Origin of the sequence: Mycobacteroides sp. H001 (assembly GCF_001440005.1) — a bacterium.
In the GTDB taxonomy this organism is placed as follows: Bacteria; Actinomycetota; Actinomycetes; order Mycobacteriales; family Mycobacteriaceae; genus Mycobacterium; species Mycobacterium gwanakae.
Map to the genome: position 1 here is coordinate 642,249 of NZ_LJYH01000021.1, position 23,698 is coordinate 665,946.

The 23,698-nt window shown below is 63.4% G+C and carries 21 protein-coding genes and 1 tRNA gene; 11 read left to right on the forward strand and 11 right to left on the reverse strand.

What is annotated here, in order from left to right; all coding sequences use genetic code 11:
* Positions 1 to 11: 11 nt before the first annotated feature.
* The 5 genes from cysC to AOT83_RS05210 all read right to left on the reverse strand — a co-directional run bounded on the left by cysC (position 12) and on the right by AOT83_RS05210 (position 6,083).
* The gene (cysC, locus tag AOT83_RS05190; protein ID WP_030095059.1) at positions 12 to 1,889 is read right to left on the reverse strand and encodes an adenylyl-sulfate kinase; all 1,878 of its coding nucleotides are present in this window, start codon (positions 1,887 to 1,889) and stop codon (positions 12 to 14) included.
* Entirely contained in the window at positions 1,889 to 2,815 is a 927-nt protein-coding gene (gene cysD, locus AOT83_RS05195) for a sulfate adenylyltransferase subunit CysD (protein WP_057964998.1), read from the reverse strand. The genes cysC and cysD overlap by 1 nt, the downstream gene beginning before the upstream one ends.
* Positions 2,812 to 3,615: a Stf0 family sulfotransferase gene (locus AOT83_RS05200; protein ID WP_057964997.1), complete on the reverse strand. Its 804-nt coding sequence runs from the start codon at positions 3,613 to 3,615 to the stop codon at positions 2,812 to 2,814. Before AOT83_RS05200 ends, cysD begins: the two co-directional genes overlap by 4 nt.
* Positions 3,616 to 3,691: 76 nt before the next feature.
* A complete protein-coding gene (locus tag AOT83_RS05205; RefSeq protein ID WP_057964996.1) occupies positions 3,692 to 5,053 on the reverse strand; it encodes a sulfatase in 1,362 nt (453 codons plus the stop codon).
* Positions 5,054 to 5,141: 88 nt separating this feature from the next.
* A complete protein-coding gene (locus AOT83_RS05210; RefSeq protein WP_057965170.1) occupies positions 5,142 to 6,083 on the reverse strand; it encodes a LysR family transcriptional regulator in 942 nt (313 codons plus the stop codon).
* Between the two features lie 83 nt (positions 6,084 to 6,166).
* Here AOT83_RS05210 and AOT83_RS05215 point away from each other — a divergent pair, with 83 nt between their 5' ends.
* Entirely contained in the window at positions 6,167 to 6,433 is a 267-nt protein-coding gene (locus AOT83_RS05215; RefSeq protein WP_057964995.1) for a hypothetical protein, read from the forward strand.
* 12 nt (positions 6,434 to 6,445) lie between these two features.
* Here AOT83_RS05215 and AOT83_RS05220 read toward each other — a convergent pair whose 3' ends face one another.
* Positions 6,446 to 7,645 carry an AAA family ATPase gene (locus AOT83_RS05220; RefSeq protein WP_057964994.1) on the reverse strand — a complete coding sequence of 400 codons (1,200 nt, stop codon included), beginning with the start codon at positions 7,643 to 7,645 and terminating at the stop codon, positions 6,446 to 6,448.
* A gap of 56 nt (positions 7,646 to 7,701) precedes the next feature.
* Here AOT83_RS05220 and AOT83_RS05225 point away from each other — a divergent pair, with 56 nt between their 5' ends.
* Complete coding sequence (locus AOT83_RS05225; protein WP_057964993.1) at positions 7,702 to 8,424, forward strand: hypothetical protein; 723 nt, start codon at positions 7,702 to 7,704, stop codon at positions 8,422 to 8,424.
* Between the two features lie 7 nt (positions 8,425 to 8,431).
* On the opposite strand, the gene AOT83_RS05230 is transcribed toward AOT83_RS05225, so the two are convergent.
* The gene (locus AOT83_RS05230) at positions 8,432 to 10,780 is read right to left on the reverse strand and encodes a Tex family protein (RefSeq protein WP_057964992.1); all 2,349 of its coding nucleotides are present in this window, start codon (positions 10,778 to 10,780) and stop codon (positions 8,432 to 8,434) included.
* A 45-nt stretch (positions 10,781 to 10,825) separates the two neighbouring features.
* On the opposite strand from AOT83_RS05230, the gene AOT83_RS05235 reads away from it, so the two are divergent.
* Positions 10,826 to 11,515 carry a hypothetical protein gene (locus AOT83_RS05235; protein WP_057964991.1) on the forward strand — a complete coding sequence of 230 codons (690 nt, stop codon included), beginning with the start codon at positions 10,826 to 10,828 and terminating at the stop codon, positions 11,513 to 11,515.
* A 7-nt stretch (positions 11,516 to 11,522) separates the two neighbouring features.
* Here the strand turns inward: AOT83_RS05235 and AOT83_RS05240 are convergent, their stop codons facing one another.
* The 3 genes from AOT83_RS05240 to AOT83_RS05250 all read right to left on the reverse strand — a co-directional run bounded on the left by AOT83_RS05240 (position 11,523) and on the right by AOT83_RS05250 (position 13,854).
* On the reverse strand, positions 11,523 to 12,584 hold the full coding sequence (locus AOT83_RS05240) for a hypothetical protein (RefSeq protein WP_057979728.1): 1,062 nt from the start codon (positions 12,582 to 12,584) through the stop codon (positions 11,523 to 11,525).
* A 98-nt stretch (positions 12,585 to 12,682) separates the two neighbouring features.
* Positions 12,683 to 13,027, reverse strand: coding sequence for a DUF732 domain-containing protein (locus AOT83_RS05245; RefSeq protein WP_057964989.1), 345 nt, complete (start codon positions 13,025 to 13,027; stop codon positions 12,683 to 12,685).
* Positions 13,028 to 13,104: 77 nt separating this feature from the next.
* Positions 13,105 to 13,854: an SDR family oxidoreductase gene (locus AOT83_RS05250; RefSeq protein WP_057964988.1), complete on the reverse strand. Its 750-nt coding sequence runs from the start codon at positions 13,852 to 13,854 to the stop codon at positions 13,105 to 13,107.
* Positions 13,855 to 14,045: 191 nt separating this feature from the next.
* Here AOT83_RS05250 and AOT83_RS05255 point away from each other — a divergent pair, with 191 nt between their 5' ends.
* From AOT83_RS05255 to AOT83_RS28015, 8 genes are all read left to right on the forward strand, one after another.
* The gene (locus tag AOT83_RS05255; RefSeq protein WP_057964987.1) at positions 14,046 to 14,873 is read left to right on the forward strand and encodes a helix-turn-helix transcriptional regulator; all 828 of its coding nucleotides are present in this window, start codon (positions 14,046 to 14,048) and stop codon (positions 14,871 to 14,873) included.
* Between the two features lie 76 nt (positions 14,874 to 14,949).
* Entirely contained in the window at positions 14,950 to 15,840 is an 891-nt protein-coding gene (locus AOT83_RS05260; RefSeq protein ID WP_057964986.1) for an aldo/keto reductase, read from the forward strand.
* A gap of 4 nt (positions 15,841 to 15,844) precedes the next feature.
* Positions 15,845 to 16,678, forward strand: coding sequence for an LLM class F420-dependent oxidoreductase (locus AOT83_RS05265; RefSeq protein ID WP_057964985.1), 834 nt, complete (start codon positions 15,845 to 15,847; stop codon positions 16,676 to 16,678).
* A gap of 151 nt (positions 16,679 to 16,829) precedes the next feature.
* Positions 16,830 to 17,810, forward strand: a complete 981-nt coding sequence (locus AOT83_RS05270; RefSeq protein WP_057964984.1) for a GNAT family N-acetyltransferase — start codon at positions 16,830 to 16,832, stop codon at positions 17,808 to 17,810.
* 106 nt (positions 17,811 to 17,916) lie between these two features.
* Entirely contained in the window at positions 17,917 to 18,546 is a 630-nt protein-coding gene (locus tag AOT83_RS05275; protein WP_234797628.1) for a hypothetical protein, read from the forward strand.
* Positions 18,547 to 18,845: 299 nt separating this feature from the next.
* Positions 18,846 to 22,463 (forward strand): HNH endonuclease, encoded by a 3,618-nt coding sequence (locus AOT83_RS05280; RefSeq protein ID WP_081343695.1) that lies wholly within the window; start codon positions 18,846 to 18,848, stop codon positions 22,461 to 22,463.
* Positions 22,460 to 22,939, forward strand: a complete 480-nt coding sequence (locus tag AOT83_RS05285) for a hypothetical protein (RefSeq protein WP_046253145.1) — start codon at positions 22,460 to 22,462, stop codon at positions 22,937 to 22,939. Before AOT83_RS05280 ends, AOT83_RS05285 begins: the two co-directional genes overlap by 4 nt.
* Before the next feature lie 329 nt (positions 22,940 to 23,268).
* Positions 23,269 to 23,532: a hypothetical protein gene (locus AOT83_RS28015; protein WP_082628281.1), complete on the forward strand. Its 264-nt coding sequence runs from the start codon at positions 23,269 to 23,271 to the stop codon at positions 23,530 to 23,532.
* A gap of 62 nt (positions 23,533 to 23,594) precedes the next feature.
* Here the strand turns inward: AOT83_RS28015 and AOT83_RS05295 are convergent.
* Positions 23,595 to 23,668 (reverse strand) — tRNA-Arg (locus AOT83_RS05295).
* Positions 23,669 to 23,698 lie beyond the last annotated feature (30 nt).

The window sequence follows — 23,698 nt, forward strand, 5'->3', positions numbered from 1 at the left end:
CTTAACCGCGCTCAGCGAGCGCGGTTAAGAACGTCGATGACCTGCGCCACCAGCCCGTCGATATCGGCACCGGTGGTGTCGAGAACGAGTTCGGGATTTTCCGGAGCCTCGTAGGGTGCTTCCACACCCGTCAACCCCTTCAATTCGCCGGCGCGAGCCCGTGCATACAGCCCCTTGGGGTCCCGCTTCTCGCATTCGGCCAGCGGGGTGGAGATGTACACCTCGATGAACGGCAGTTTGGCCGCGGCGTTGATGCTGCGCGCGGTCTCCCGATCGGAGCGCAGCGGCGACACCAGTGATGCCAGCGCGACCACTCCGGCGTCGGCGAAGAGCCGCGCGAGGTGTGATACCCGGCGAATGTTCTCGGCGCGGTCGCCCGGTGAGAACCCGAGGTCATCGGAAAGTCCATGGCGCAGGTTGTCGCCGTCGAGTAGGTAGGCCACCTGGCCGGACTCCACCAGCGCCCGTTCCACCGCGACTGCGATGGTCGACTTGCCGGACGCGGGCAGGCCGGTGAACCAGATGATGGCGCCGCGCTGAGTGGTGCTATCCCAGCGGTATTCGCGATCCAGGGCCGAGGGATGCCACCGGATATCGGTGCGCGAGTGCGTCTCCGGTTTCACCTCGCGTGCCTCGGTGATGGTGCCGGCGCCGACGGTGTCGTTGGATGCCTCATCGATCAGGATGAACGCGCCGCTGTCCCTGCTGTCGGCGTAGGAGTCGGCCACCACGACCGAGCTGGTGCGCAGAGTTACCGAGCCGATGTCGTTGAGCGCCAACTCAACCGGACCGTCCAGCTCGTCGAGAGTTTCCGGGTCCAGCCGGGTGTGCAGAGCCTGAACGGTGGCCCGCACCGTCCGGGTGCCCTGCTTGAGTGCGAGCCGGTCACCGGCTCGCAGCGGGCCGTTGGTGAACCAGCAGACCGTGGCGTCCAGCTCGCGCGCCAGCACCGGCAGCACCGCATCCTCTACGCCGCTCACCAGCACATCGCCGCGGCCCACATCGATGTCGTCGGCCAATTCGATCGAGACCGACAGTGGAGCCACACCGGTAGAACGGTTTTCATCCAGAGTGTCGACCACCGTCACCGTCGACCGGGTTCCCGACGGCAGGTTCACCACCGGGTCTCCGACGCTGAGGGTGCCACCCGCCAACCGTCCGGTGTATCGCCGACGCTGATCGGCCGTTGGGCGCGAAACCCACTGCACGGGCAGGCGCAGTTTGGCGGCCTCCGGTTGCGGGGGCGAAAGCTCGACGTTCTCAAGGTATTCGAGCAGCGTCGGCCCGCTGTACCAGGCTGTGTTCTCGGAGCGGTGCACCACGTTGTCGCCGAGCTTGGCTGCGATAGGAATGACGGTGATGTCTACCTTGCCGAGCCGGTCGGCCAGTAGATGCAGCTCGCGCTCGACTTCCGCGAACCGCTCCGCATCGAAGTCAACCAGGTCGATCTTGTTGATCGCGGCCACGAAGTGCTTGATACCCAAGAGCTTTGCGATGCGGGCGTGGCGACGGGTCTGGCGCAGCACTCCGGCTCGCGCGTCGACAAGCAGGATCGCGACATGCGCGTTGGAGGCGCCGGTGAACATGTTGCGGGTGTAGCGCTCGTGACCCGGGGTGTCGGCCAGGATGTAGCTGCGGGTCGCGGTGGAGAAGAAGCGGTACGCGACGTCGATCGTTATGCCTTGCTCGCGTTCGGCGCGCAGGCCGTCGGAAAGCGCAGCGAGGTCGGCGTTTCCCTCGTCGTCGGTGACGGCCTCCAGGTGGTCGACCGGCAGGCTGTCGGTGTCATGCAGCAGTCGCCCGATGAGGGTGCTCTTGCCGTCGTCCACCGAACCGGCGGTGGCGATGCGCAGTAGTTGGCGGGTGTCCACCGCGGTGTGGGTGCTCATCAGAAGTAGCCCTCTCGTTTCCGGTCTTCCATGGCGGCCACGGATGTGCGGTCATCGGCGCGAGTCTCGCCGCGCTCGGACACGGTGGCCACGGAGATCTCCGCGATCACCCCTTCGATCTCGGTGGCCTGGGAGCGGACCGCGCCGGTGATCGTCATGTCGCCGACGGTGCGGTAGCGGACCCATTCGGTGGCTGCCACCTCGTCGCCCTGTGGGGTGGCGTACTCGGAGGTGGCCAGCAGGATGCCGTCACGCCCGAACACCTCGCGTTGGTGTGCGTAGTAGATCGAGGGCAGCTCAAGGTCTTCCAGCTGTATGTAGCGCCAGATGTCCAGTTCGGTCCAGTTGCTCAACGGAAAGACCCGGACCTGTTCGCCCTTACGGATGCGGCCGTTGTACAGCGACCAGGGCTCGGGACGCTGTGCCCGCGGATCCCATTGCCCGAACTCGTCGCGGAAGCTCAGGATGCGCTCCTTGGCGCGGGCACGTTCCTCGTCACGGCGGGCACCGCCGAATGCCGCGTCGAAATCGCCGGCTTCCAATGCATCGAGCAGGGTGCGCGTCTGCTGACGGTTGCGTGAGGCGCCTGGGCCCGGGTCGGCGACCCGTCCGGCGTCGATGGTGTCCTGCACCGAGGCGACGATCAGCTTGTGTCCGTGCCCGGTGGTGCGGCGGTCACGGAACTCGATGACCTCGGGGAAGTTGTGCCCGGTGTCGACATGCAGCACGGGGAAGGGTAACGGCGCGGGGCGAAATGCCTTCTCGGCCAACCTCAGCAGGACGATCGAGTCCTTGCCCGCCGAGAACAGCAGCACCGGGCGTTGCAGCTCGGCAACCACCTCCCGGATGATGTGCACCGCCTCGGCCTCCAACAGCCGAAGCTCGTTGACCTGTAAGAGATCGGGCGTTGTCGCGGTGTCGCTCATAGTGGCAGTCCCTCTCGTTCCGCATCGCTCCGGTAGCGGTCCACCCAGTCGTCAGACCGCTGATCTGCCTGCCGTTCCAGTACCGGTGCCGGTGCGAGCCGGGGGTCTTGGCCCAGCGCCTCCAGCACGGTGCCCACCACCTGCGTCAGGTTGCGCCACAGGAATGGGTACGAGACATCGATGGGCTGGATGTTCTCCTCGGCGAACCAGCGGCGCCACCCGGCTTCCTGCGCCTGCAACATGGTGATGACATGGGCGATGGCCCCCGCGTGGTATTCGGCGCGGGCATCGCGCACCGGGTCGGGGCGTCCACGCCACACGCGGGTCTGCACCGCGCGCCAGAACGAAACCGCTTGGGACACCACGTCTGGTCGGTATACGTGCACCAGCACCGGGTCGCTGCCGACGACGTCGCGTATCGCGGCGAGTAGACCGTCGCCGGATCGGTCGGGAAGACCTTGGGCGCGGTTCAGCAGCAGCGGGGTCTGGTTCCACATGAGCTTGCCGCCCCAGATTCCGTTGGGGGTGCGTCCCACGGTGCGGATGTAATCGCGCCAGATGGTGGCGGGCGCCAGGTCGGGCTTGCCCGCGTCCAGCGGATCGAGCAGGCGCAGGATCGACTCGTCCTGGACGCCGGCGAACCACTCCCGCGGCTGCGGGGACTGGCTTGTGGTGGGCAGGTACTGGAAGAACTCCTGCGGCTCGCCCGCTACACCGGTTGCGCGCAGAGATTCCACCAGGAGTGTGCTGCCACTGCGCTGCGAGGCGAGCACCAGATATGCGGTGGGATGTTCGGGCATGCGCAGTAGCCTAACCGCAATTGTTTTGTATTCGACTAATTGGGTTCGCCGTGAATTGCAATCATAGCGAACATAACTATTGTTCGATGCCGCGTTCGTCGGCGATGGCGGAACGGTTGGCTCCGGGGCGGCCATGGATGCGCAGGAATGTCTCGGTGTAACGCTCAGATATGCGTGTGCCCGCAAAATCCGAGGGAATGACGTCGAGGGTCTTCTCACGCCAGTCGTTGAGGCGCAGCGCCAAGTCGTCGGCGACGGCCCGTGCCTCCGGATCGGCATCGAGTGCCAGCAGGTTATGTGCTTCTCCCGGATCTGCGACAAGGTCGTAGAGCTCCCGGTGTGGGCGTGGGTTGGTGATGTGCGTGGCGACAGCCCGGCCCGGGGGGCTGTCGGCAATGTCCCATGGCAGGTCCAGGACCGGTCTGGGTGCGTAATTCTCTATATAGCTGTAGTTCTTTGTCCGAATGGCACGAATGGGGTCAAAGGAATCGTGATATGTCTTCGCGGTGAATAGTTCGGAGCGGACTTGTTCTAATTCTTCCGCCGGTTTCAGGATATTGCCGGCGTGAGAAATTCCCTGAATTTCCCCGGGAATATCGACACCGAGTAATTCCAGGAGCGTGGGCAGCAGATCGACGCCGCTGAAGAGTTCGTCGTAGCGCAGTGACTCGGCGCGTCGGCCACGTGGGGGGCGCACGATCAGCGCGATGCCGGTGCCGGCGTCGTACAGGGTGGACTTGGCGCGCGGCAATGCCGGGCCGTGATCGGTCATGAAGACGACCCAAGTGTTCTCGTCGAGGCCGGTCTCGGTTAACACGTCCAGCAATTCACCGACTTTGGCATCCGCCACCGCGATTGAGCCATAGAACTCGGCCAGGTCGTCGCGCACCTCGGGGGTGTCGGGCAGATAGTCGGGCACGTTCACCGTGTCGGCGTCGGAAGGTTCATAGCGCTCCCGTGGAAACGGGCGATGTGTTTCGAAGAATCCAGCGGTCAGCAGAAACGGTGCCTTGGGAGAATTGCGCAACCACCGGGATGCATGCTCCACCACGTATTCGCAATACGAGTTCGACACGTCGTACTCGTCGAATCCCAGCGTCGCGGGATACGCCGTTTCATGCTGCATTCCGAACAGCGCTGTGTGCCAGCCCGATCCGGACAGAATGTGGGGGAGTGTGCGCACGCCGGCGCGATACTCCCAGCCGTGATGGGCCAGCCCGATGAGGCCATTGCTTTGCGGGTATCGGCCGGTGAAAAGCGAGCCGCGCGATGGTGAACACAGTGGCGCCGTGGCGTGTGCGCGGGTGAACAGGATGCCGTCGGCCGCCAGCTGGTCCAGGTGTGGGCTGGACACATCGGGATGTCCGTAGACGCCCAGGTAGCGACCGAGGTCGTGCCAATGGACGATCAGAACGTTGTCCCGTGACGCTTCGGTCACTGCGCTCCCTTCCTGAGGTTCGACGGTCTACCCAACAGTGTGCCTCGGTTATCTGGCAACCCTTCGGCTCACCCGGAGCAACTAACTCTCAACGCGAGCCCCGGAATCCCACGATATGGCTGAGAAGGTCACGGACGGCTCCGGCGGGTGGTACGCGCGCTCCGCGCCAGATGGCGCGAAGATCGCGGTGCAGGTCGATATCGCATACTGCGACGGCGCGAAGTCTGCCCATGGCCAAGTCGTCGCCGACCGCCAACGCACTCATCACCGCCGGGCCGGCTCCCGCGCGTACCGCTGCCCGTACCGCTGCGGCGGAGGACAGTTCCAGGGCAGGCGCGGCCTGATCGACGGTGCCGAGTGCGGTGCGCAGCGCTGCGGTCAGCGAGTCTCGGGTACCCGACCCGGCCTCGCGCGCGACCAGCGGTGTCTGAGTGAGCTCGATGGGGTTGACCAGTCGGGTTCGTTTGGCCCACTTGTGATCCGGCGCTACCACGACGACGAGTTGGTCATGGGCCACCACTTTGCTGCGCAGGCCCTTGGGTGCCAGGGGGCTCTCGATGAATCCGACATCGGCGCTGCCGTCCTGCACCGCCTCGGCGGCGTGCTCGCTGTTGGTCGCGGTGAGTACCACCGTGGCAGCCGAGGTGCCCAAGCGTGCCGCCGCAGCCTGCAGCGACACCAACCAGCGCGGCATCAGCTGCTCGGCGATGGTCTGGCTCGCCGCGACCTTGACGCGGGCTCGGCTCTCTTCGCGCAGTGATGCCAGCGCGGTGTCGACCTGCGTGGCGACCGCCAGCAGCTTGGCGGCCCATTCGGCTACCGCGACGCCGGTGGCGGTGAGCTGAGACCCGCGTGGAGTTCTAGTGACCAGTGGCACGCCGGTCTGTGCTTCAAGGGAGGCGATGCGCGCCGATACGGCCTGCTGGGTCAGGCCGAGGTCGCGGCCCGTGGCACTGAGACTGCCGGTCCTTGCGATACCCAGCAGCACCTCGAACGCGGACAGTTCTGGCATCCGGCTGCTCAACATGATCCATGTTAGGCACAAATCAGCCTTGTGAGCCCACAAATTCGCGAGGTCTACTGCCGGATCTCCCTCAGATCGACGATTGATTCATGAGCAAGACATCCTCCAACGCAAAGGAAATGACCATGAACACTCTCGTCGCCAACGCAGCCGGCAAGGTCGTCATCTGGGCCGGATTGGCACTCGCCGTTCTCGCCCCCGTCATTGCCGCCCTCTGGATGATGGCCGCACCCAGTGTCGTGGCCGAAGGCAGCAGCCAGAGCGCACATCATCATCACGCCGTTACCCAGACCGGCGACGCCAGCCACCAGAGCGTCATCAATGGTGGGGGCGCCAAGCTCAACAACCAGTGGTGATGCGGCCTCTGCCTACCGAGTACCCCAATGCCAGGACGGGGCTCTCAGCGCGTCAAGTCCCACGATCTGCGTCTCGCCCCAGTCTTTGACGAGTTCGAGCCGCACCGCTGATCCCGCATCGTCGAATCGATCCTCATCGCCGGCGAGGATCTCGCGCAGCGGCCGCGCCGCAAGATGATCCACCAACGCATTGGCGTGGGTGATTACCACCACCTGGGTTTTCGCCGCAGCGGCGCGAATGAGTGCCGCCAGCGGTGCGATGAGATCCGGATGCAGCGACGTCTCGGGCTCGTTGAGCACCATCAGTGGTGGTGGTTCAGGGCTCAGCAGTGCCGCCGCCCACAGCAGGAAACGTAGAGTGCCATCGGATAATTCGGCCGCACGCAATGCGCGCAGCATGCCGGCCTGCTGCACCTGCAGATCAAAGACCCCGTCGCGTACCGCAACGGCCACCGAGGCGCCGTCGAATGCGTCGGCGATGACCCTGTCCAGGATGTCACTGCGAGTCTCGATGATGGTCTGGATAGCGGCGGCCACATCGCTGCCGTCATTCGAGAGCACCGTTGTGCGCGTGCCGATCTGGGGCTGGCGTGCCGGGGAGAGCATGTCGACACGGAAACCGTCGTAGAACCGCCAGCAGCGCAGCGTGTCCCGGACGGCGCCCAATTCGGGGAACCTGCCGGGGAATTCAGAGAGCATGCTGCGGTAGGTCGGCAGCGAGCGACTGAAATCCTTGAACCCGCGCCCCGACTCCGCACGCGCTTCAACCACGGGGCGGGTTCTGCGGGCCAGGGTCGAACTTGGGCGAACCGATGGTCCGGTGAATACGACCTCGCGCTTGATCTCCGGGTCGCGGCCGAAGGCGGAATCGCTGGGTATCGGCAGGCCGAGGTCCACCAGGTAACCAAAATCTGTTGATGCAAAACCTAATTCGATGGATACAGGGCGTGTGCGGACCGTGGGCTGAACGGCGCCTGTGCGTCGTGCGCCCTTGAGAAACTCCGGCCCGGCCCACATCGCCGATTGCAGTCCACCCTGGCGCGCCAGCGAGCCGATGACCTCGCCGCGGCCGCAGTCGGCCAGTAGCTGCAGTGCCCGGTACAGGGAGGATTTTCCGGTGCCGTTAGCGCCGGTGACGACCGTGAGTTGGGTAAGCGGCAGCACGATATCGCGCAAGGACCGGTATCCCCGGATGGCGACAGTGGTGAGCACGGCGCCAGGTTAGCCAAGGGCACCGACATCTGAGGGTGAACGGTTACGCTGCGACTGTGCTCCGGGTACGAGGCTTGGTCGCGGTTGTCGCGGCGCTGCTCTGCGCTGCGGGGGCGCCGTCGTGCCGTGTCGGCACCGATTCGCTGGCGCAGTGCAGGAACATCCTCAGTAGCGTCGGTGCCAAGAACTGCGAGTTCACCTCGACCGACGCGCTAGGGCTCCGGTTCGAGAAACGGATTGTTGGTACATCTGCCCGGATTCGCATCTTCACGGGTTCCGGAGTGATGGTTCAAACGGTCAGCCACGCCATCGAGGACTCGCCCGAATCCGGCATCATGCTGTTGCGAGATTTGGACGGCGACGGCCGCGATGAGCTGCTCCTTTCATTGGACACCGGTGGCGCGCATCCGAATTCGCACTGGGCGCTGTGGCGGACGACGGGTAACTCCACACAGTTCCGTGCGGTGCGTGCTCCGCACCTGCGTGATGACGTGATGCATGATGTCGGTGCACTGTTCGGCAGTGACTTCTGGCATGCCGGAGACGGTTTTATCGCGGAGTACGGGACCGGCCCAACACGCAGCTGGCTCACGCGGATCTATCGGTTCGATGGTGACGAGCTCGCGCCGATCGTGTCGGTTCAGAACGATGGAGTCGGCATGGACGGCACCGCCGGTCCTTGTCGGCTGGCGACGTCATATGACCTAGGGCTCACGAATCTCACCGCGGATCAGGCCCGAGATCGGTTCTGTGCCGCCACCGAAAAGCGGCGCGGGTAGTCGTCGGCTACCGCCCGAAACCTGCGTTGCGCAACGCATCGGCCATGGCGCCACCGGGCCGGGTCTCTTCTCGCGGACGGGAATTCTTGCTGCGGTTCTGGTTTGGCCGTCCCTGATTCCTGTCGTCGCGTCGGGGAGTGCTGGCGCGGTCGGGACGCTTGCCCTGCTGCGGGTCGTCGTTGAGGCGCAGGGTCAGACCGATGCGCTGACGCGGAATGTCGACCTCGGTGACCTTGACCCGAACCACCTGGCCGGACTTGACCACCTCGTGGGGGTCGGAGACATACCGATCCGACATCGCCGACACGTGCACGAGGCCGTCCTGGTGCACGCCGACATCGACAAACGCGCCGAAGGCGGCGACGTTGGTCACCACACCCTCGAGCACCATGCCGACCTTCAGGTCCGAGACCTTCTCGACGCCCGCGGCGAAGGTGGCCGTGGTGAACGCGGGCCGCGGGTCGCGTCCGGGCTTCTCCAGCTCGCCGAGAATGTCTGTCACGGTAGGAATCCCGAACCGGTCATCGGCGAAATCGGCGGGTTTGAGCGAGCGCAGCGAGCGCTCGTTGCCGATCAGTTCGGCGAGGGTGACACCGGAGCGGTCCAGAATCTTGCGCACCACCGGGTAGGACTCGGGATGCACGCCGGACGCATCGAGCGGGTCGTCGCCTTCACGGATACGCAGGAACCCGGCGCACTGTTCAAAGGCTTTGGGGCCCAGACGGGGAACCTCCAACAGGCCCTTGCGGCTACGGAAGGCACCCACCTTCTCGCGGTGCGCGACGATGGATTCTGCCAGGGATTCCGTCACCCCGGAGACTCGCGCCAGCAGCGGTACCGAGGCGGTGTTCAGGTCGACACCAACGGCATTGACGGCGTCTTCGACAACGGCATTGAGGCTGCGCGCGAGGGTGCCGGGAGTGACGTCGTGCTGGTACTGCCCCACGCCGATCGATTTGGGCTCGATCTTCACGAGCTCAGCCAGCGGATCCTGCAGGCGCCGCGCGATCGAGACCGCACCCCGCAGTGTCACGTCGAGTTCGGGTAGCTCATGCGCGGCGTAGGCGGAGGCCGAATAGACCGATGCGCCCGCCTCGCTGACCATCGCCTTTGTCGGGGCCTTGGCACCGGCGGCCTTAATGTCGGCGATGAGTTCGGCTGCCAGGGCATCGGTTTCGCGTGAGGCCGTGCCGTTGCCGACGGCGATCAGCTCGACACCATGGCGAGCGACGAACGCCGCGAGCGTGGCCTTGGCCTCGTCCCACTTCTTCTGCGGCTGGTGCGGGTAGACCGCGCAGGTGTCGACCACCTTGCCGGTGCCGTCCACCACGGCCACCTTGACGCCGGTCCGGAACCCGGGGTCCAGGCCGAGGGTGGCGCGCGTGCCGGCGGGGGCCGCGAGCAGCAGATCCTTGAGGTTGCGGGCGAAGACGCCGACGGCGTCTTCCTCAGCGCGTTGACGCAGTTTGAGGCGGGCATCGACGGAGGCGGAGAACATGAGCTTGGCCCGCCAGGCGACCCGGACGGTACCGGCCAGCCACGGCGTTGCTGGGGTCTTGGCGGTCAGGTTGACCCCGAGCGACTGCGCGACCATGGCCTCATACGGTGCGTCGTCGCCGCCGTCGAAATTCAGGGCCAGGACCTGCTCCTTCTCGCCGCGCATGACGGCGAGCACGCGGTGCGAGGGCATGGTCTCCAGGGATTCGGAGAACTCGAAGTAATCACGGTACTTCTGTGCCGCTTCGGTTTTCGCGGCGTCCTCCGACCACGGGGCGGTGCGCAGCGCGCCGTCTGCCCAGAACTTGGTGCGGGTAGCGCCGACGAGCTCGGCATCCTCGGACGCGCGCTCGATCAGGATGTGACGCGCGCCGTCGAGGGCGGCGTTGGCGTCGGCGACCTCCTCGGTGAGGAACTCGGAGGCCACCTCATCGGGCACCAGGTTCGGGTCTGCCAGCAGCCGGTCGGCGAGCGGCTCCAGACCGGCCTCGCGGGCTATCTGCGCCTTGGTGCGTCGCTTGGGCTTGTACGGCAGATAGATGTCTTCGACACGCGCCTTGGTATCGGCCGAGAGCAGTGCCGCCTTGAGCTCGTCGGTGAGCTTGCCCTGTTCCTCGATGGAGGACAGCACCGCGGCGCGGCGCTCATCGAGTTCCCGCAGGTAGCGCAGCCGCTCTTCCAGACTGCGCAGCTGGCCGTCGTCCAGGCTGCCGGTGACTTCCTTGCGGTAACGCGCGATGAACGGGACCGTCGCGCCCTCGTCGAGCAGCCGCACAGCCGCCGCGACCTGGGCCTCGGCGACCTCCAGTTCAGCAGCGAGGCGGGCATTTACAGATTTCACGGTCACGCTCTGAGTCACGCCGAGGGACCCTACCCAATGCGGAGGACAAGCTACGCTCACCGGGTGCGTGTCTGGAGCGTGTTGTGCCTGATCTTCCTGGTCGCGGGTTGTGTCGCACACACGCAGCAGCAGGCGCCGACCTCCTCCACATCTCCATCCGCCAGTGCACCGTCCACGGCGCCGGCAACAACGACGTCGACGGCCACGACAGCCCCGGGGCCGGAGGCGTCCGTGGAGTCGGTGACCCGTTGGATCGAGGCGGGTGCGCCCGTCGACGCCGAGGAATTTCGCACGGTCGATCAGGACGGCGCACCGTCTCAGCTGTCTGAAGGTGAGGTGGCGTTCCGCTCACCCGGTGAGCTCGGTCCCCGGATCATCGGGGGATGCATCACAGCGTTCAAGTACAAGATGCCGCTGTCCTGTCTGCCGGGGATTCACAATGCGCCGCCCCGTCCTCCCGATTTGCCCGGCCAATGGATCTCGGGCTGGGTGAGTTTCGACGGAGCGACCGTCACCGTGGGCAGCCTGCATGGAGACCCTGGGCCGTTCAGTGAGGGGGTGGGCCTGCCGTTAGAACACGGCAAGCGGCTGAAATTTGGTGACTACCAATGCAGATCGGACCAGAAGGGTCTGTATTGCGTGAACTACCCGCATCACTCGGCTATCCGAATGAGCGACGAGCTTTCGGTGTACGGATGCACCAAGCGGGCAACTCCGCCGCGCGGTATCGGAGTGCAGTACGACTGCGGGTGAGTGCCGGTCAGCTATGGCATACGTCAAGAACTACCGCTGCTTCGTCATACATGTGGGCGATGAGCTTGGCGTAGACAACTTGCTGCTGTAGCTGCTCTCGTTGCGTTCCTGGCACTTTGCGGGTTTCGTGAACAACGGAGACGGCTTGACCGGATAGCTCGGCAATGTGTTGTGCCCTCGGTGCGAGATCGGATCTGGTCACCTGAGCCGCGCGAGTGCGAATCTCGTTGGACCACTTCTCGTAGTCGGCCAGGCTTGGGCCGCCCGGGACGATCGATTGAGAGTCCGTGAGATCCTCGCGCTCGCTGAAGACAGCCAGGGTTGTTATGGCCTTACCGCATTCGCTGCGCCCGGTGGCGCCATGTCCGGGCTGCGCGCGCTCCATCAAATAGGCGGCGGCACCGGCGATTACGGACATGGCGATCACGGCGCCGAAGACGATCAGCCACACCTTCCGTGACGGTGTCACCGACGGGTACTCGGACTCGGCAAGGGCGGGAACCTCTCCCAGCGATGAGGCAGCTGCGGCACGTAACAGGTTCAGCTGCTGTTGTAGCCGACGCAATGTGCGTGCATCCCACCAAAAAACCAACGCCATCAGCGCGGCCACCGCAAGCCACGCCATGGCACGCCAGACATCGTGATCAACGAGGCGGGCGACTGCGATGAGCGCCGCACCCGCTGGAACTAGGTATGCGACCCATCGCGCCCATGTGGGCGTCCGCAGCCTGGTGCCAACAAGGAGCGTGCACAGCCGCACAGCCGCCGACAGCACTGGCGCCTCGGTGGGTGCGGCACCGCGCTGGCTTGCCTCGATGGCCTGGCGTCGCTGCGTCGCGTCTAACCCATCAAGGACGGCGAGAAAGGACTGACGGAATCGTTCCTGAACAACGATCAGCAGGGTTGCAACACCGATGCTGAGCACCGGTATCTGCACCGCGCGGGCTGTCCAGTCCGATCCGTCGTCGGGCATGAGGAAGATCCACAGCGGGCCGCCGATTGCTGTCATGAGGGCGACCATCACCAACCAGCGCACCCACCGCGGAGCCAGTAGCAACCGAATGTTCACAGCAAACATTCTGACAGGTCGAATGGTTGTTGTGTGTCCGGGTAGCCGCTGCTACATCAAGGAGGCCGCTGCTGGGCCAGCAAGGTCGCAGAGAACGGTTATGCCGGCTGGGGTGGCGCGGGGTTCAGCGCATTCGGGCATAGCTCGCTTTGCAGAATGTCGACATACACGTTGGGAGCAGGCGCGGGCGCGACACCGGAACCCACCGGGAACTGCGATCCCACTTCTTCGGGTGGCACACCGTTGCGTAGATCGCGGCAGGCCTGGTGTCCCGCCTGAACCACATACGGTTCTGCGTCCTTGTGGATGAAGACTCCCGCGGCGCGCAGGCTGTCCAGGAATGTGTGGTCATTAGCCTGCGCAGTCCCCATGCCGAACAGGCCGCCAGCCGACATGCCAGAGGCAGTGATCGCGACGACGATCCTGGTGCAGAGCTTGCCCATCGTTGATTCCTTCCGGCCACCAGCATTATTGCCAGGGGAGCGGGCTCTACATCGGCGAACGGACGAAGAAGGGCCGTTTAGTTCAGGCCGCCGCCGATGACCAGGATCTCTCCAGTGATCCACGAGGCGCGGTCCGAGGCCAGGAATGTCACTGCTGGTGCGATGTCCTCCGGGATGCCGATCCGGCCAAGGGGTGTGATGTTCTCAATCTCGTTGCGGAACTCGCGGCTTGAGAAGGCGCTGGATTGCATGCCGTCGGTCACGGTCAAGCCGGGATTGACCGAGTTCACCCTGATGCCCCGCGGGCCCAGCTCCTTGGCGAGGGTGCCGGTAATCGCGTCCACCGCCCCCTTCGAGGCGGTGTACACCAGCGAGTTGGCGGGCGTGAAGCTGGTGACACTCGATCCGATGTTGACGATGCTCGAGCCGGGTCCAAGGGCGCTGCCGAGCGCTTCGGTGATTGTGATGGCCAGGCCGAAGACGTTCAGGCCGAACTGGCGCTGAAGTTCATCTGCCGTCACCGATTCAACCGCGCCCATCTCGTACACCCCGGCGTTGTTAACGAGGATGTCGAGTGCGTCGAACTGAGTGCTGAGCTCGGCGAACAGTCCTTTGACGCTGGCCGGGTTGGAGATATCGGCCTGGAGTGCGAAGGCCTGTCCGCCAGCGTCGTGTATTGACTTCACGACATGATCAGCGCCGCTCTTGCTTGACGAGTAGTGGACTGCTACACGTGCTCCCGCGGAAGCCAGGTCGCGCGCGATAGCCGCGCCGATTCCCTTCGACGCGCCTGTAACAAGTGCCGTCTTGCCTGCCAGAATGCTCATGGATCTCCGTCTTTCATTTGACCGCAACATATTTCATTCATATCTGGTTGCTTCTCGAGCGTAGATTCGCGGGCGTCGTCCTGGAAGGGTGCGCTACTCCTACCTGGCATCCCGTGCGGCTGAAGCGATGTGTCACTGGGTGGGTGTATTACACCCTGGTTGGGGTGAGTTGCCGTGAGTATGTTGAGGAGATGGATCGGCGAAATGAGTTGGGCGACTTTCTGAAGGCGCGCCGTGCTCTGGTTTCGCCGCGACAAGTGGGGCTGCCGGAGGACGAGCCGCGCCGCGTTTTGGGCTTGCGCCGAGAAGAGGTTGCGGCGCTGGCGGGGGTGAGTGCCGACTACTACAGCAGGCTTGAGCAGGGGCGTGAGCGGCATCCCTCGGAGCAGGTGCTGCGGTCGATTTCCCGCGCACTGCAGCTGGATACGCACGCGGCTGAACATCTGGCCGGCCTTGCCCGGCCGTCTGGGGTAGCACCTGCCGCCGGTCAGCGCGATGCCAGCGAGGGAACCATGAGAATCGTCAACAATGTGGTGCACGCCCCAGCTTTGGTAGTCAGCCCGGCACTGGACATTCTGGCGATGAATGCTCATGCGCAGGCTCTTTACGGTGACTTCTCGCGTGCCGACAACCTCGCGTACATGGTATTTCTCGACCCCGCGGCCAACGAGTTCTACGCCGAATGGGACGAGATCGCGCGGGATACCGCCCGAAATCTGCGTGCTATGTCGGTGTCGTTTCGCGACGACCCCCGCGTGGCAGAAGTCGTGGGTGAGTTAACGATTCAGAGCGACGTTTTCACGTTCGTGTGGATGCAGCACGACGTGAGGCCTCGAACGAGCGGGACGAAGCGATTCCGCCACAGCCAGGTCGGTGAGATCAACCTCCAGTACGACAGCTTCGCGGTCGGTGGGGCACCCGGGCAGCAGCTGCTCATCTACTCGGCCGACCCGGGTGGTCCCGACGCCGATGGGCTTGAGTTGCTGGCCCGGCTTGCGCTGGACCAGCAGCCCGAATAGCGGAAAACACATCAAATCCATTTGAGACGACTAGGTTTCGCCGTCTCTTGAGTTCAGATTGCGCAGGATAGATTTCGTGACGTCACAGCAGGCTGCTAATGCGGGAACACTCACCATCGGTGGCGACATCACCGTCAACAGGCTCGGCTACGGCACGATGCAGTTGACCGGCCCGGGCGTTTGGGGCCCGCCGCGGGATCCGGCTGCCGCGGTGCGGCTGCTCAAACGTGTGGTTGAGCTGGGAGTGAATTTCCTGGATACCGCGGATGCGTATGGTCCGCAGACCGTCGAAGACTTGATCAGTGAAGCGTTGCACCCGTACTCCCGCGATCTGGTGATCGCCACGAAGGTAGGGCTCGCGCGCACAGGTCCGGCGGACTGGGGTTGGATTCCGCTGGGGCGGCCCGAATACTTGCGCCAGCAGACAGAAATGAGCCTGCGGCGCCTGAAACTGGAGCGCATCGATCTGCTTCAGCTGCATCGAGTCGACCCCACTGTTCCTTTCGAAGACCAGATCGGCGAACTCAAACTCCTACAGGACGAAGGCAAGATCAGGCACATCGGACTTTCAGAGGTCTCGGTGGAACAGCTGCGCGCCGCACGTCAGATCGTGCCCATTGCCTCGGTGCAAAACCTGTTCAACCTCGCCAATCGGTCAGCGGCTGACGTGGTGGACTACGCCACTGCCCACGGCATCGCGTTCATCCCATACTTCCCGCTGGCTACCGGGGGCCTGGAAGGTCCCGGCGGTGCGCTGGATGTCGTCGCGCGTGCGCACGGCGCAAGTGCGGCGCAGATTGCCTTGGCATGGCTTTTGCGAAGCTCGCCGAATGTGCTTCCCATCCCGGGAACTTCGTCGGAAGCACACCTCGCACAGAACCTGGCCGCCGCAGACATCACTCTGAGCGATGCCGAGTTCGAGGCCCTTTCTGCGGCGGTACCGCCGCTGGACGACAAAGAGGTTTAGCTTCATGCGGATTGGTGTTTTCACCGCGCTCACTGACGAAAGCCTGGAGCCCGGTGAACTAGCGGTCGAGATCGAGACGCGCGGTTTCGAATCCCTTTTCGTGCCAGAGCACACGCACATTCCCGTGACGATCGAAGCGATCCATGACGGTTGGGATGAGATACCCCACGACTATTGCCGCACCCTCGACCCGTTCGTAGCGTTGTCCTTCGCGGCGGCCGCGACGAGGGACCTGCGCATCGGTACCGCTGTGGCGCTGCTTGTCCAGCGAGATCCGATCACGTTCGCCAAAGAAGCCGCGACCCTGGACAGGGCATCGGGCGGACGGCTGGAACTGGGAATCGGCGTCGGGTGGCTGCGCGAGGAGATACGAAATCACGGCACCGACCCGCGCACGCGGGTGGCATTGCAGAGCGAGCGCATCCAAGCGGTCAAGAAGATCTGGACGGAAGAAGAGGCCGAATTCCACGGCAGGTATGTGGCTTTCGATCCGATCCGTTCCTGGCCCAAGCCTGTTCAACGACCACACCCGCCGGTGTGGTTAGGAGGCTGGGGGCCGTCTACCCACGAGCGGATACTTGACCACGCCGACGGCTGGATGGCACCGACAATGCTTGGAGTCGAAGAGCTTCAGAAGGGGATCGGCGAACTCAACCTGCTGGCAGCGCAGATGGGCAAGCCGACGGTTCCGGTGACCGCGACCATCCTGGCGCCCCGGCCTGGAGATATCGAACGCCGCGCCGACCTTGGCGTGCATCGTGTGCTGTTGGGGCTGCCGGTGGAGTCCCGCGACACCACTTTGCGCACGCTGGACCGCTTGGCCGCGCTGGCGGCGTGAGAATGTCGTGGTTCCGTCAATACCTCATCGGATATGCCGGTGATGATTACGATGCGAACAGACTCAGCTGTTCGAGCTAAGGGCGGTGCACATCGTGGACGCAGTGTGGGCCACTTGGGCATCGTCGAACTGCTCGAAGGTCCTGTAGGAGATGGCCGGATCCGCGGGTGTAGACGCCGTCGAACTCGCGGAGTTGGAGTTCTTCGCAGGTAATCCGGCCAGTGCGCTTGCTCCGCTAGCCGAGCTTCTTTCGCCCCTTGAAGCGGCTCCCGGGCAGGTGCTGATGCGTCAGCGCGAGCCGGCCGATTGGTTCCTGCTCGTCGGCTCGGGTGGCGGCGAGATCCTTCACGCCGGCGACAACGGAGATTCGGTCGTCGCGCATCTGGTGCCCGGCATGGTCGTCGGTGAGATCGCGCTCCTGCGTGGGAACGCCCGGACGGCGACCGTCGTGGCCACCGAACGACTTCGGGGCTGGGCCGGTGGCAGCGATGCGTTCACCGCGATGCTTGAAATCCCTGGTGTGTCAGATGCATTGGTATCGACTGCGCGTCAACGCCTGGCCGCATTCGTCACACCTATTCCGGTGCGGCTACGCGACGGCGGCCAGTTCTACCTGCGGCCTATCCTACCCGGTGACAGGAGGCGGCTGGCGAGGATGTCGCGACGCACGGTGTACCGCCGGTTTCTGGGAGTGCCGAACAAGCGGATGATTACCTACCTCTTCGAAGTGGACTATCGCGACCACTTCGCATGGGCACTCACCGCTGGACCCGACGGTCTTGTCGTGGCCGATGCTCGATTCATCCGCCACCTCGATGAGCCCGACAGTGCTGAACTGGCTTTCACGGTCGGTGACGACTACCAGGGCCGTGGGATCGGAACACTGCTGATGGAGGCGTTGGCGGTGTCCGCGCATGCCGACGGTGTCCACAGATTCACGGCCTCAGTGCTCTCGGAGAACTACGCGATGCGGAGCATTCTGAATCGATACGGTGCGCAGTGGGAATCGGATGGGCCGGGGGTAGTCACCACAGTCATCGATGTTCCCCATCTGAGGGAACTCAGTCTTTCTTCTCGGTTGTTCCGGCAGATCCACGTCGCTACGCGGCAGGTGGTGCAAACGTTGTGTTGATGGTTGCGTGACGTAGTTACGAGCTTGAACCCTCAGCGCTCCAGGGGCACCACAGTCCTACTCTGGCGTCAGATGACTCGACCCTGCCAAATGGATTAGGAGCAACGTGGCCCCAGTAACGCGATACCCAAATCCGTTTCCGAAGGATCGCATCGAAGCCGCCACAAAAGCCGCTTCGTTAAGACAGTTGTTTGTTTATGGGCTGTCGAGTGCACAGCGTGCCGTGACGTTTGGAGCTGAGGTTCTTGGAGGCTTTGCTGAGCCCGAGAAGGTGATTATTGATGCCGCTCTAGAGGCCTCCTGGAATGAGGTCAAAGGGATCTTGAGTGCTGACCTAGCAACACACGTTCCTGGGTTGCTTCAACGGATAATTCCTGAGGAGGAAGAGGGGTATTCGTTCTGCAACTCGGTTGTCAATGATGCTGTGGCCGCGACGGCATATGCAATCAGTGCTCTAACTGGCTCTGTTGCGACAAGTTCGGAGAGTGCGTACTACGCAGCAGAAAGTCTGTTCAACCTGGCGGACCTCGTTTTGCACCGTAACGAGATCGAGTATGTGACTGATATTACGTGCGCGCCGATTCTTGCCGCGACTCTCGGTTACGTCGAATCCGATCTGGACCGAATGGAGTGCGGTATTACAGTGCCAGAACCAGCGAGCATTCGACCTCGATTGATCGCTGAGGGGCAGCACCTCGCCCGACTTGCAGAGCAGATTGCGCCGCCGTCTGGATAGAGCTGCAGGTAACACTTTGCCTTCAGGATCTACCAGCGCCCGGCAGGAACCGAACCTGCAACCTAGGGATTGAGAGTCGCTCTGGCTTGGGGTTACCTAAGGGGATTTGAGCAACGTTGGTTGAGTGAGTGTCCGCTGGTCATGTCAAATTGGATCTTGGTGCCTCGCACGTCAAAGAGGACGTGGTGAACATTGTTTGCCACTGGGTCTAACGCGATCTTGGTTCGTGGCTTATGCTGGTCTGATTATTGGGTCGCAATGCATAGCTTGGTTGCGGGTGTCGGGAGGGTGAACGGTCGGTGAGTTCCGTGAACCGTGATGCAACCGAGGCGACAAGCGTACTGACATGCCGAGATCTGACTCATGCCAGCGAACCGCAGAAGGTGCCCGTTGCCGAGTCGATGTCTGCGGGTGGTGGCGGTCGCCGGGGCGGTGCTGTGGTTGCCGGAGCGGTGTTGTTGGTTGCGGCGGTCGCAGGCTTGCATGGCTTGTATCGGGCCGGTGGCGATATCGGAGCCTGGGGTGTGTGGGTGGCGGCGCTGCTGGCGGGGATGACGGCGCTGGGCGGCGGGATCAAGCTCATCATGTGGGGTAGCAGGCCTGTGGTCGCGGCTGTGTCCGCTGCCGGTAAAGAACGGTTGTCTGAGCCCGTACAGACCGTGATTGCTGCTGTGGCGGTCATCGCCGGGGCGCTGGGTATGTGGTGGACCTTCCGGGGCGGCTATGCCGCCTGGTGGCAATACCTTTCCGGAGAAACTCGTTGGTCGTTGCTGCTCGGTATTGGGCAGATGATGGTGGTCGTGCTCGCTGGAGCTGCGCTGTTTGTGGGCGGTAAGTACCTGACGGGCCTGGTCAAAGAGGTCTTGACCGATGGCGGGATGCTCGGGGCGCGCGACCACGCTGCTGTTGCAGAAGGTGTTGGGGCACATCGTAATCAGTCCCGGAACAATCGGGATGAGCCGGTGTGGCATCCGGGGCTATTGGCTGCGTTGATCGCGGGCGGGGCCGGGCTGGTGTTGTTGGCAGCTGGGATTACTCCGCGGTTGTATGTGTGGATCACTGGTCCGGATGTGTTTCCGGCCGCCGCAGCGATCACTCTGGTCCTCCTGTGGGCAATCAGCTCCAATTTGGGGTGGTGGAAAGGTCTTGCGGGCCTGTATGCGTGGGCAACGGATGCTTCCCAGAGAGCCTCAGCGGTTGCCGGTGTGGTTGCGTTGCTGATGTTTTCGGCAAGCGGTGTGGGTTTGGGCTGGTTCACCCCGGACACGGTGCCGCAGGCGCATGCGGCGTGCCCACCGGATTGTGGTGGCGGTGGTGGTTTGGATGGCCCACCTGGGGGCGGGCAGATTTTCCAGCCACCGAGTCAAGGTGGGCAGCAGATGCCCGACTATCAGGGCGGTATTAATCAGCCGCCGATGGACCAAAACGGTTCGGTGTCGATCTACAACACTCAGGCACCCTCGATCACCAATAACGGTACTCAGGGGTCCAGTGGGCGGCAGGGGCCTCAGCAAGGGTGGGATCAGCCTGCACACGGCACCCAGATCCCGGACTACCAGAACGCCACGCCCTATACGCAAGGACCGGGCAAGCCGAACCCTGATTTCAACCCAGGATCACAAGGCGCACAAACCAACCCGGGCTCCAATGCGGGATCGCAAGGTGGTCAATCGAATCAGGGTGTGCAGCAGCGAGCCCAACAACCGCAGCAGGGCGTGCAGCAGGCACCTCAGCAGCAGCCGCCGCAACAAGATGCGGGGCAGCAGCCGAACCAGTCACCGGATCAGCAGAAGATCGATGACCTGACCAAGCAGCTGCAGGATCAACAGCAGCAGTCCGGTCAGGATCGGCAGCGCATTGACGATCTGACTAAACAGTTGCAGCAGCAGGGGCAGCAGAAGCAGAGCGGCAACCAGAAACTCCCCAAAGCGCCGTCCAAGGACAAGAAGCAGGACGACAAAGACCAGCAGGATCAGGACGACCAATCAGGCAACAATGACCTGTCGGCGTTGTTGATGGGGGCGGCGTCCACACGCCGCCGCAAGCAGGAGGACCAGTCTCAGCCCGACCAACAGCAGGAGCAGGGTCCGGACACTCAGGCGCTCGCGGAAGACGGCGCGCAGTTGGGGCAGTCCCTACCTGGAGACATCGCCAATACCGTCTCCGACAGTGTGAATCTGGGTCAATCGGCGGGATCGGCGGCACAGAACTTCGGGTCCGCTGCCCAAGCGGGAGCGTCGCTGGCATCGTCGGCGCAGTCCGGTGCGGTCAACCCGATGGACGCTGTTGCGTTGGTACAAGGGGTGTCTGGGGGTATCAGTGACACAGCCGACGCCGTGGGCTCTGGAGCTTCGATCGCCTCGACATGGCTCAATGAGGCCGGGCAGGGCGCACAACTGGCCGCCGATGCGAACCCGCAACTCAAACCGCAAGCGCAGCAGGTTCAGCAGCTCGCCCAGGCCGGTGGCCAGGTCGCCGACCTCACCGGCCAAGTCGCAGGTGGTGTCTCCCAGGTATCCGGAATGGTTAACACCGCGTCAAGTCTGGGTACATCCGGTGTGCCCGACACCTCAGGGGCCACCGATGCACTCTCGGGCACTGCGACTGCGGTCAACGGACCTGGCGATGTTCCGACGCCACCCACACCACCGTCGGCGCCGTCGCAATCGTCCTCGGGTGTGCAGGCGCTCGACAGCACCACCACGCGGGCACCCCAGCAGCCCACCCCGGTTGCACCGAAGACGACCCAGAACAACTTCTACAAAGACTGGTATCCCAAGCAACCTGCCGAACCCGATCCGACCGCTGGTGCGTTCACGGGCTCACTGAACAAAATGGGCATTACCGAACCCAAGAGCCCTTTGGACAAACCCGCGCCCGCGCCAGATCCGCGCACCGTGCCCGCGCCGAAGCTGGACATGAACAACCCCGCCGACAAGGCAGCGGTCGATCAGTTCCGCAGCATCTTGTCCACGCAACTACCCCCTGACCAGGTTGACGCGAAGGTGGCTGAGGCTGTCAAGGGATCACAACAGGATCGCCCGCTCTACGCGGTGCCCGAAGGTCTGCCGCAGCCTGTCCGGGAGACCTTTAGCGATGCGTTCCATGACTCGTGGGATAAGGGCATCAAAGGCACTCAGGACTTGGTGGGAGCTAATGGACTCGATGCCGCCAAAGATGCCTGGGGCGACATCGGTACGGGTATCAAGAGCAGCTTTGGCGAGCTAGCCCATCCCACGGAAGTCACCCCCCAGCGGGTCGACAACATGCAGCGAATGATCGACAACCCCAAGGCATTCCTGGGCGAACAGGCAGCCATTGGCGTACAGGCAATACCCGGAGCCATGCTCGGCGGCGAAGGCGCACTCGCACGTGTCGGCCTCGAAGACGCAGCCGTGTCCGGCACGCGAGCTGAAATCACCCGCGGCCTACCCGAACCTCGCGAACTGCCAACACCATCCTCAGCGGGTGGGTCAACCTACAAGCAGCGCCTCGATCAAACGCCCATCAACAACGGGCAATGGACAGACCAGCGCGGAGAGTCGACGTGGCTGTCACAGAACCCAATGGTTAATCAGTTCCTGCGCGAAGCAGGAGTCGAGGGGATCGAATACAGCAACGCCCGACCTGATTTCGGGCCTGTCGCGCAGGGGCAAGTCGAGATTCCAAATATGTCCACCAACAGAGACGTAAACTTCAAGGCAGCTGACAAGTTGCTTGCGAAACAATGGGGAGTCTCACCGCAGGATATTGCCGACTTCCGCAAGGCCAACAAGTACACGTGGCACGAGGAACCAAACCTGACGACTATGCAGCTTGTACCATCCGTAGTTAACAACAGGTTGGGACACCTGGGCGGCATCGGTGAACTCAATGCCGGCAAAACCCTCCCCCCGATTGGAGAAGGCGCACCGTGATCGACCCCGTACTTGGAGAAATTGTCTACACCGAGGAACGCGGTTGGGAAGGTAGCTACACTTTCCCATTCCTAGGGCGCGAGGTGACAGTCCCACTCATCGTTGCGGCATGGGACGAGGCTGATGCAATAGAAACAGCCCAGAGAGATGCAGTCCAACTGTTCACCGAACGGAAGGTTGAACTATCTCGGCGGGCGGATGATGCGCTCTACGCGCACTATCTCGAACGACTGCCTGAGCTTCGCGAGCAGTTCGGGGGCAGCGCCGACGAACTTATGCCGATCATCGGGGATAAAGAGGACCTCGCCCGAATGATTACGCCCACAACACTTTTTGTGCCGAACCCCTTCCGGGGCTCGACCGACCGCGTTATTGGGCCCCTGTACAACTGCACCTGGGAACCTGAACTCGGGCTCACCGTAAAGTTTGTCAATGAGGCTATCGAGGAAGTCGGCCCGCAAGACATCATCTTGTAAGTGAGCGATGGCCACACTGAGCGCAGGCCAAAGGAACGGCGACCCCGCAACGACGCTTCCAGGCCTGACGATGATGGGGCGTGGCGTGCTTATTGCGCAACAGTTCACTCGGAAATATACGTCCCGCGCCGACTTGCCTTCCGTGATGGCTCCACAACCACTGATGCCGCCAGCCACGCCCGCTGGCGGGACAGCGCATTGCAGCTGACTACACCGAGTCCGTCATCGTCGCTATCGCCGACGCTGCAACCAATATCGGTAGGCCAGGTGTCGGCTTCTCTACCAACGCATTACGAGCACCAGTGTTTCCGGGCCAGTCCGGTGGGTTGATGGATTTTGTGGACACGACAACCCGTGGCCATGCGAAGCTGTTCACCAGCATGCAATCCGCGCTGGCGTCGAGTCTGCATGACAATATTGATCGCACGCAGATCCCGGACGTAACTCTTGGTTCGTTCTTGGCTCTGTGTTTCCATGTGTCCACTCAGCGGGCCATCGGTCGAATTTCCTTGCAATGCCGGATCGTCGTGACCAAGGTGCGTGATGCGCCGTGCCTTTTGTCAACGCACCATCATCCCGCTGGCGTCGTCTAGCGGCTCCGAGGGTGTCTCACCTGGCCTCGCGCCGCGTTGCGGAACAAATCCGTATCTATCAGCGCCCCCGGCAGGAATCGAACCTGCGACCTAGGGATTAGAAGGCCCTTGCTCTATCCAACTGAGCTACGGAGGCATGCGGCGCTAGCCGGACCGCAGTCTATCG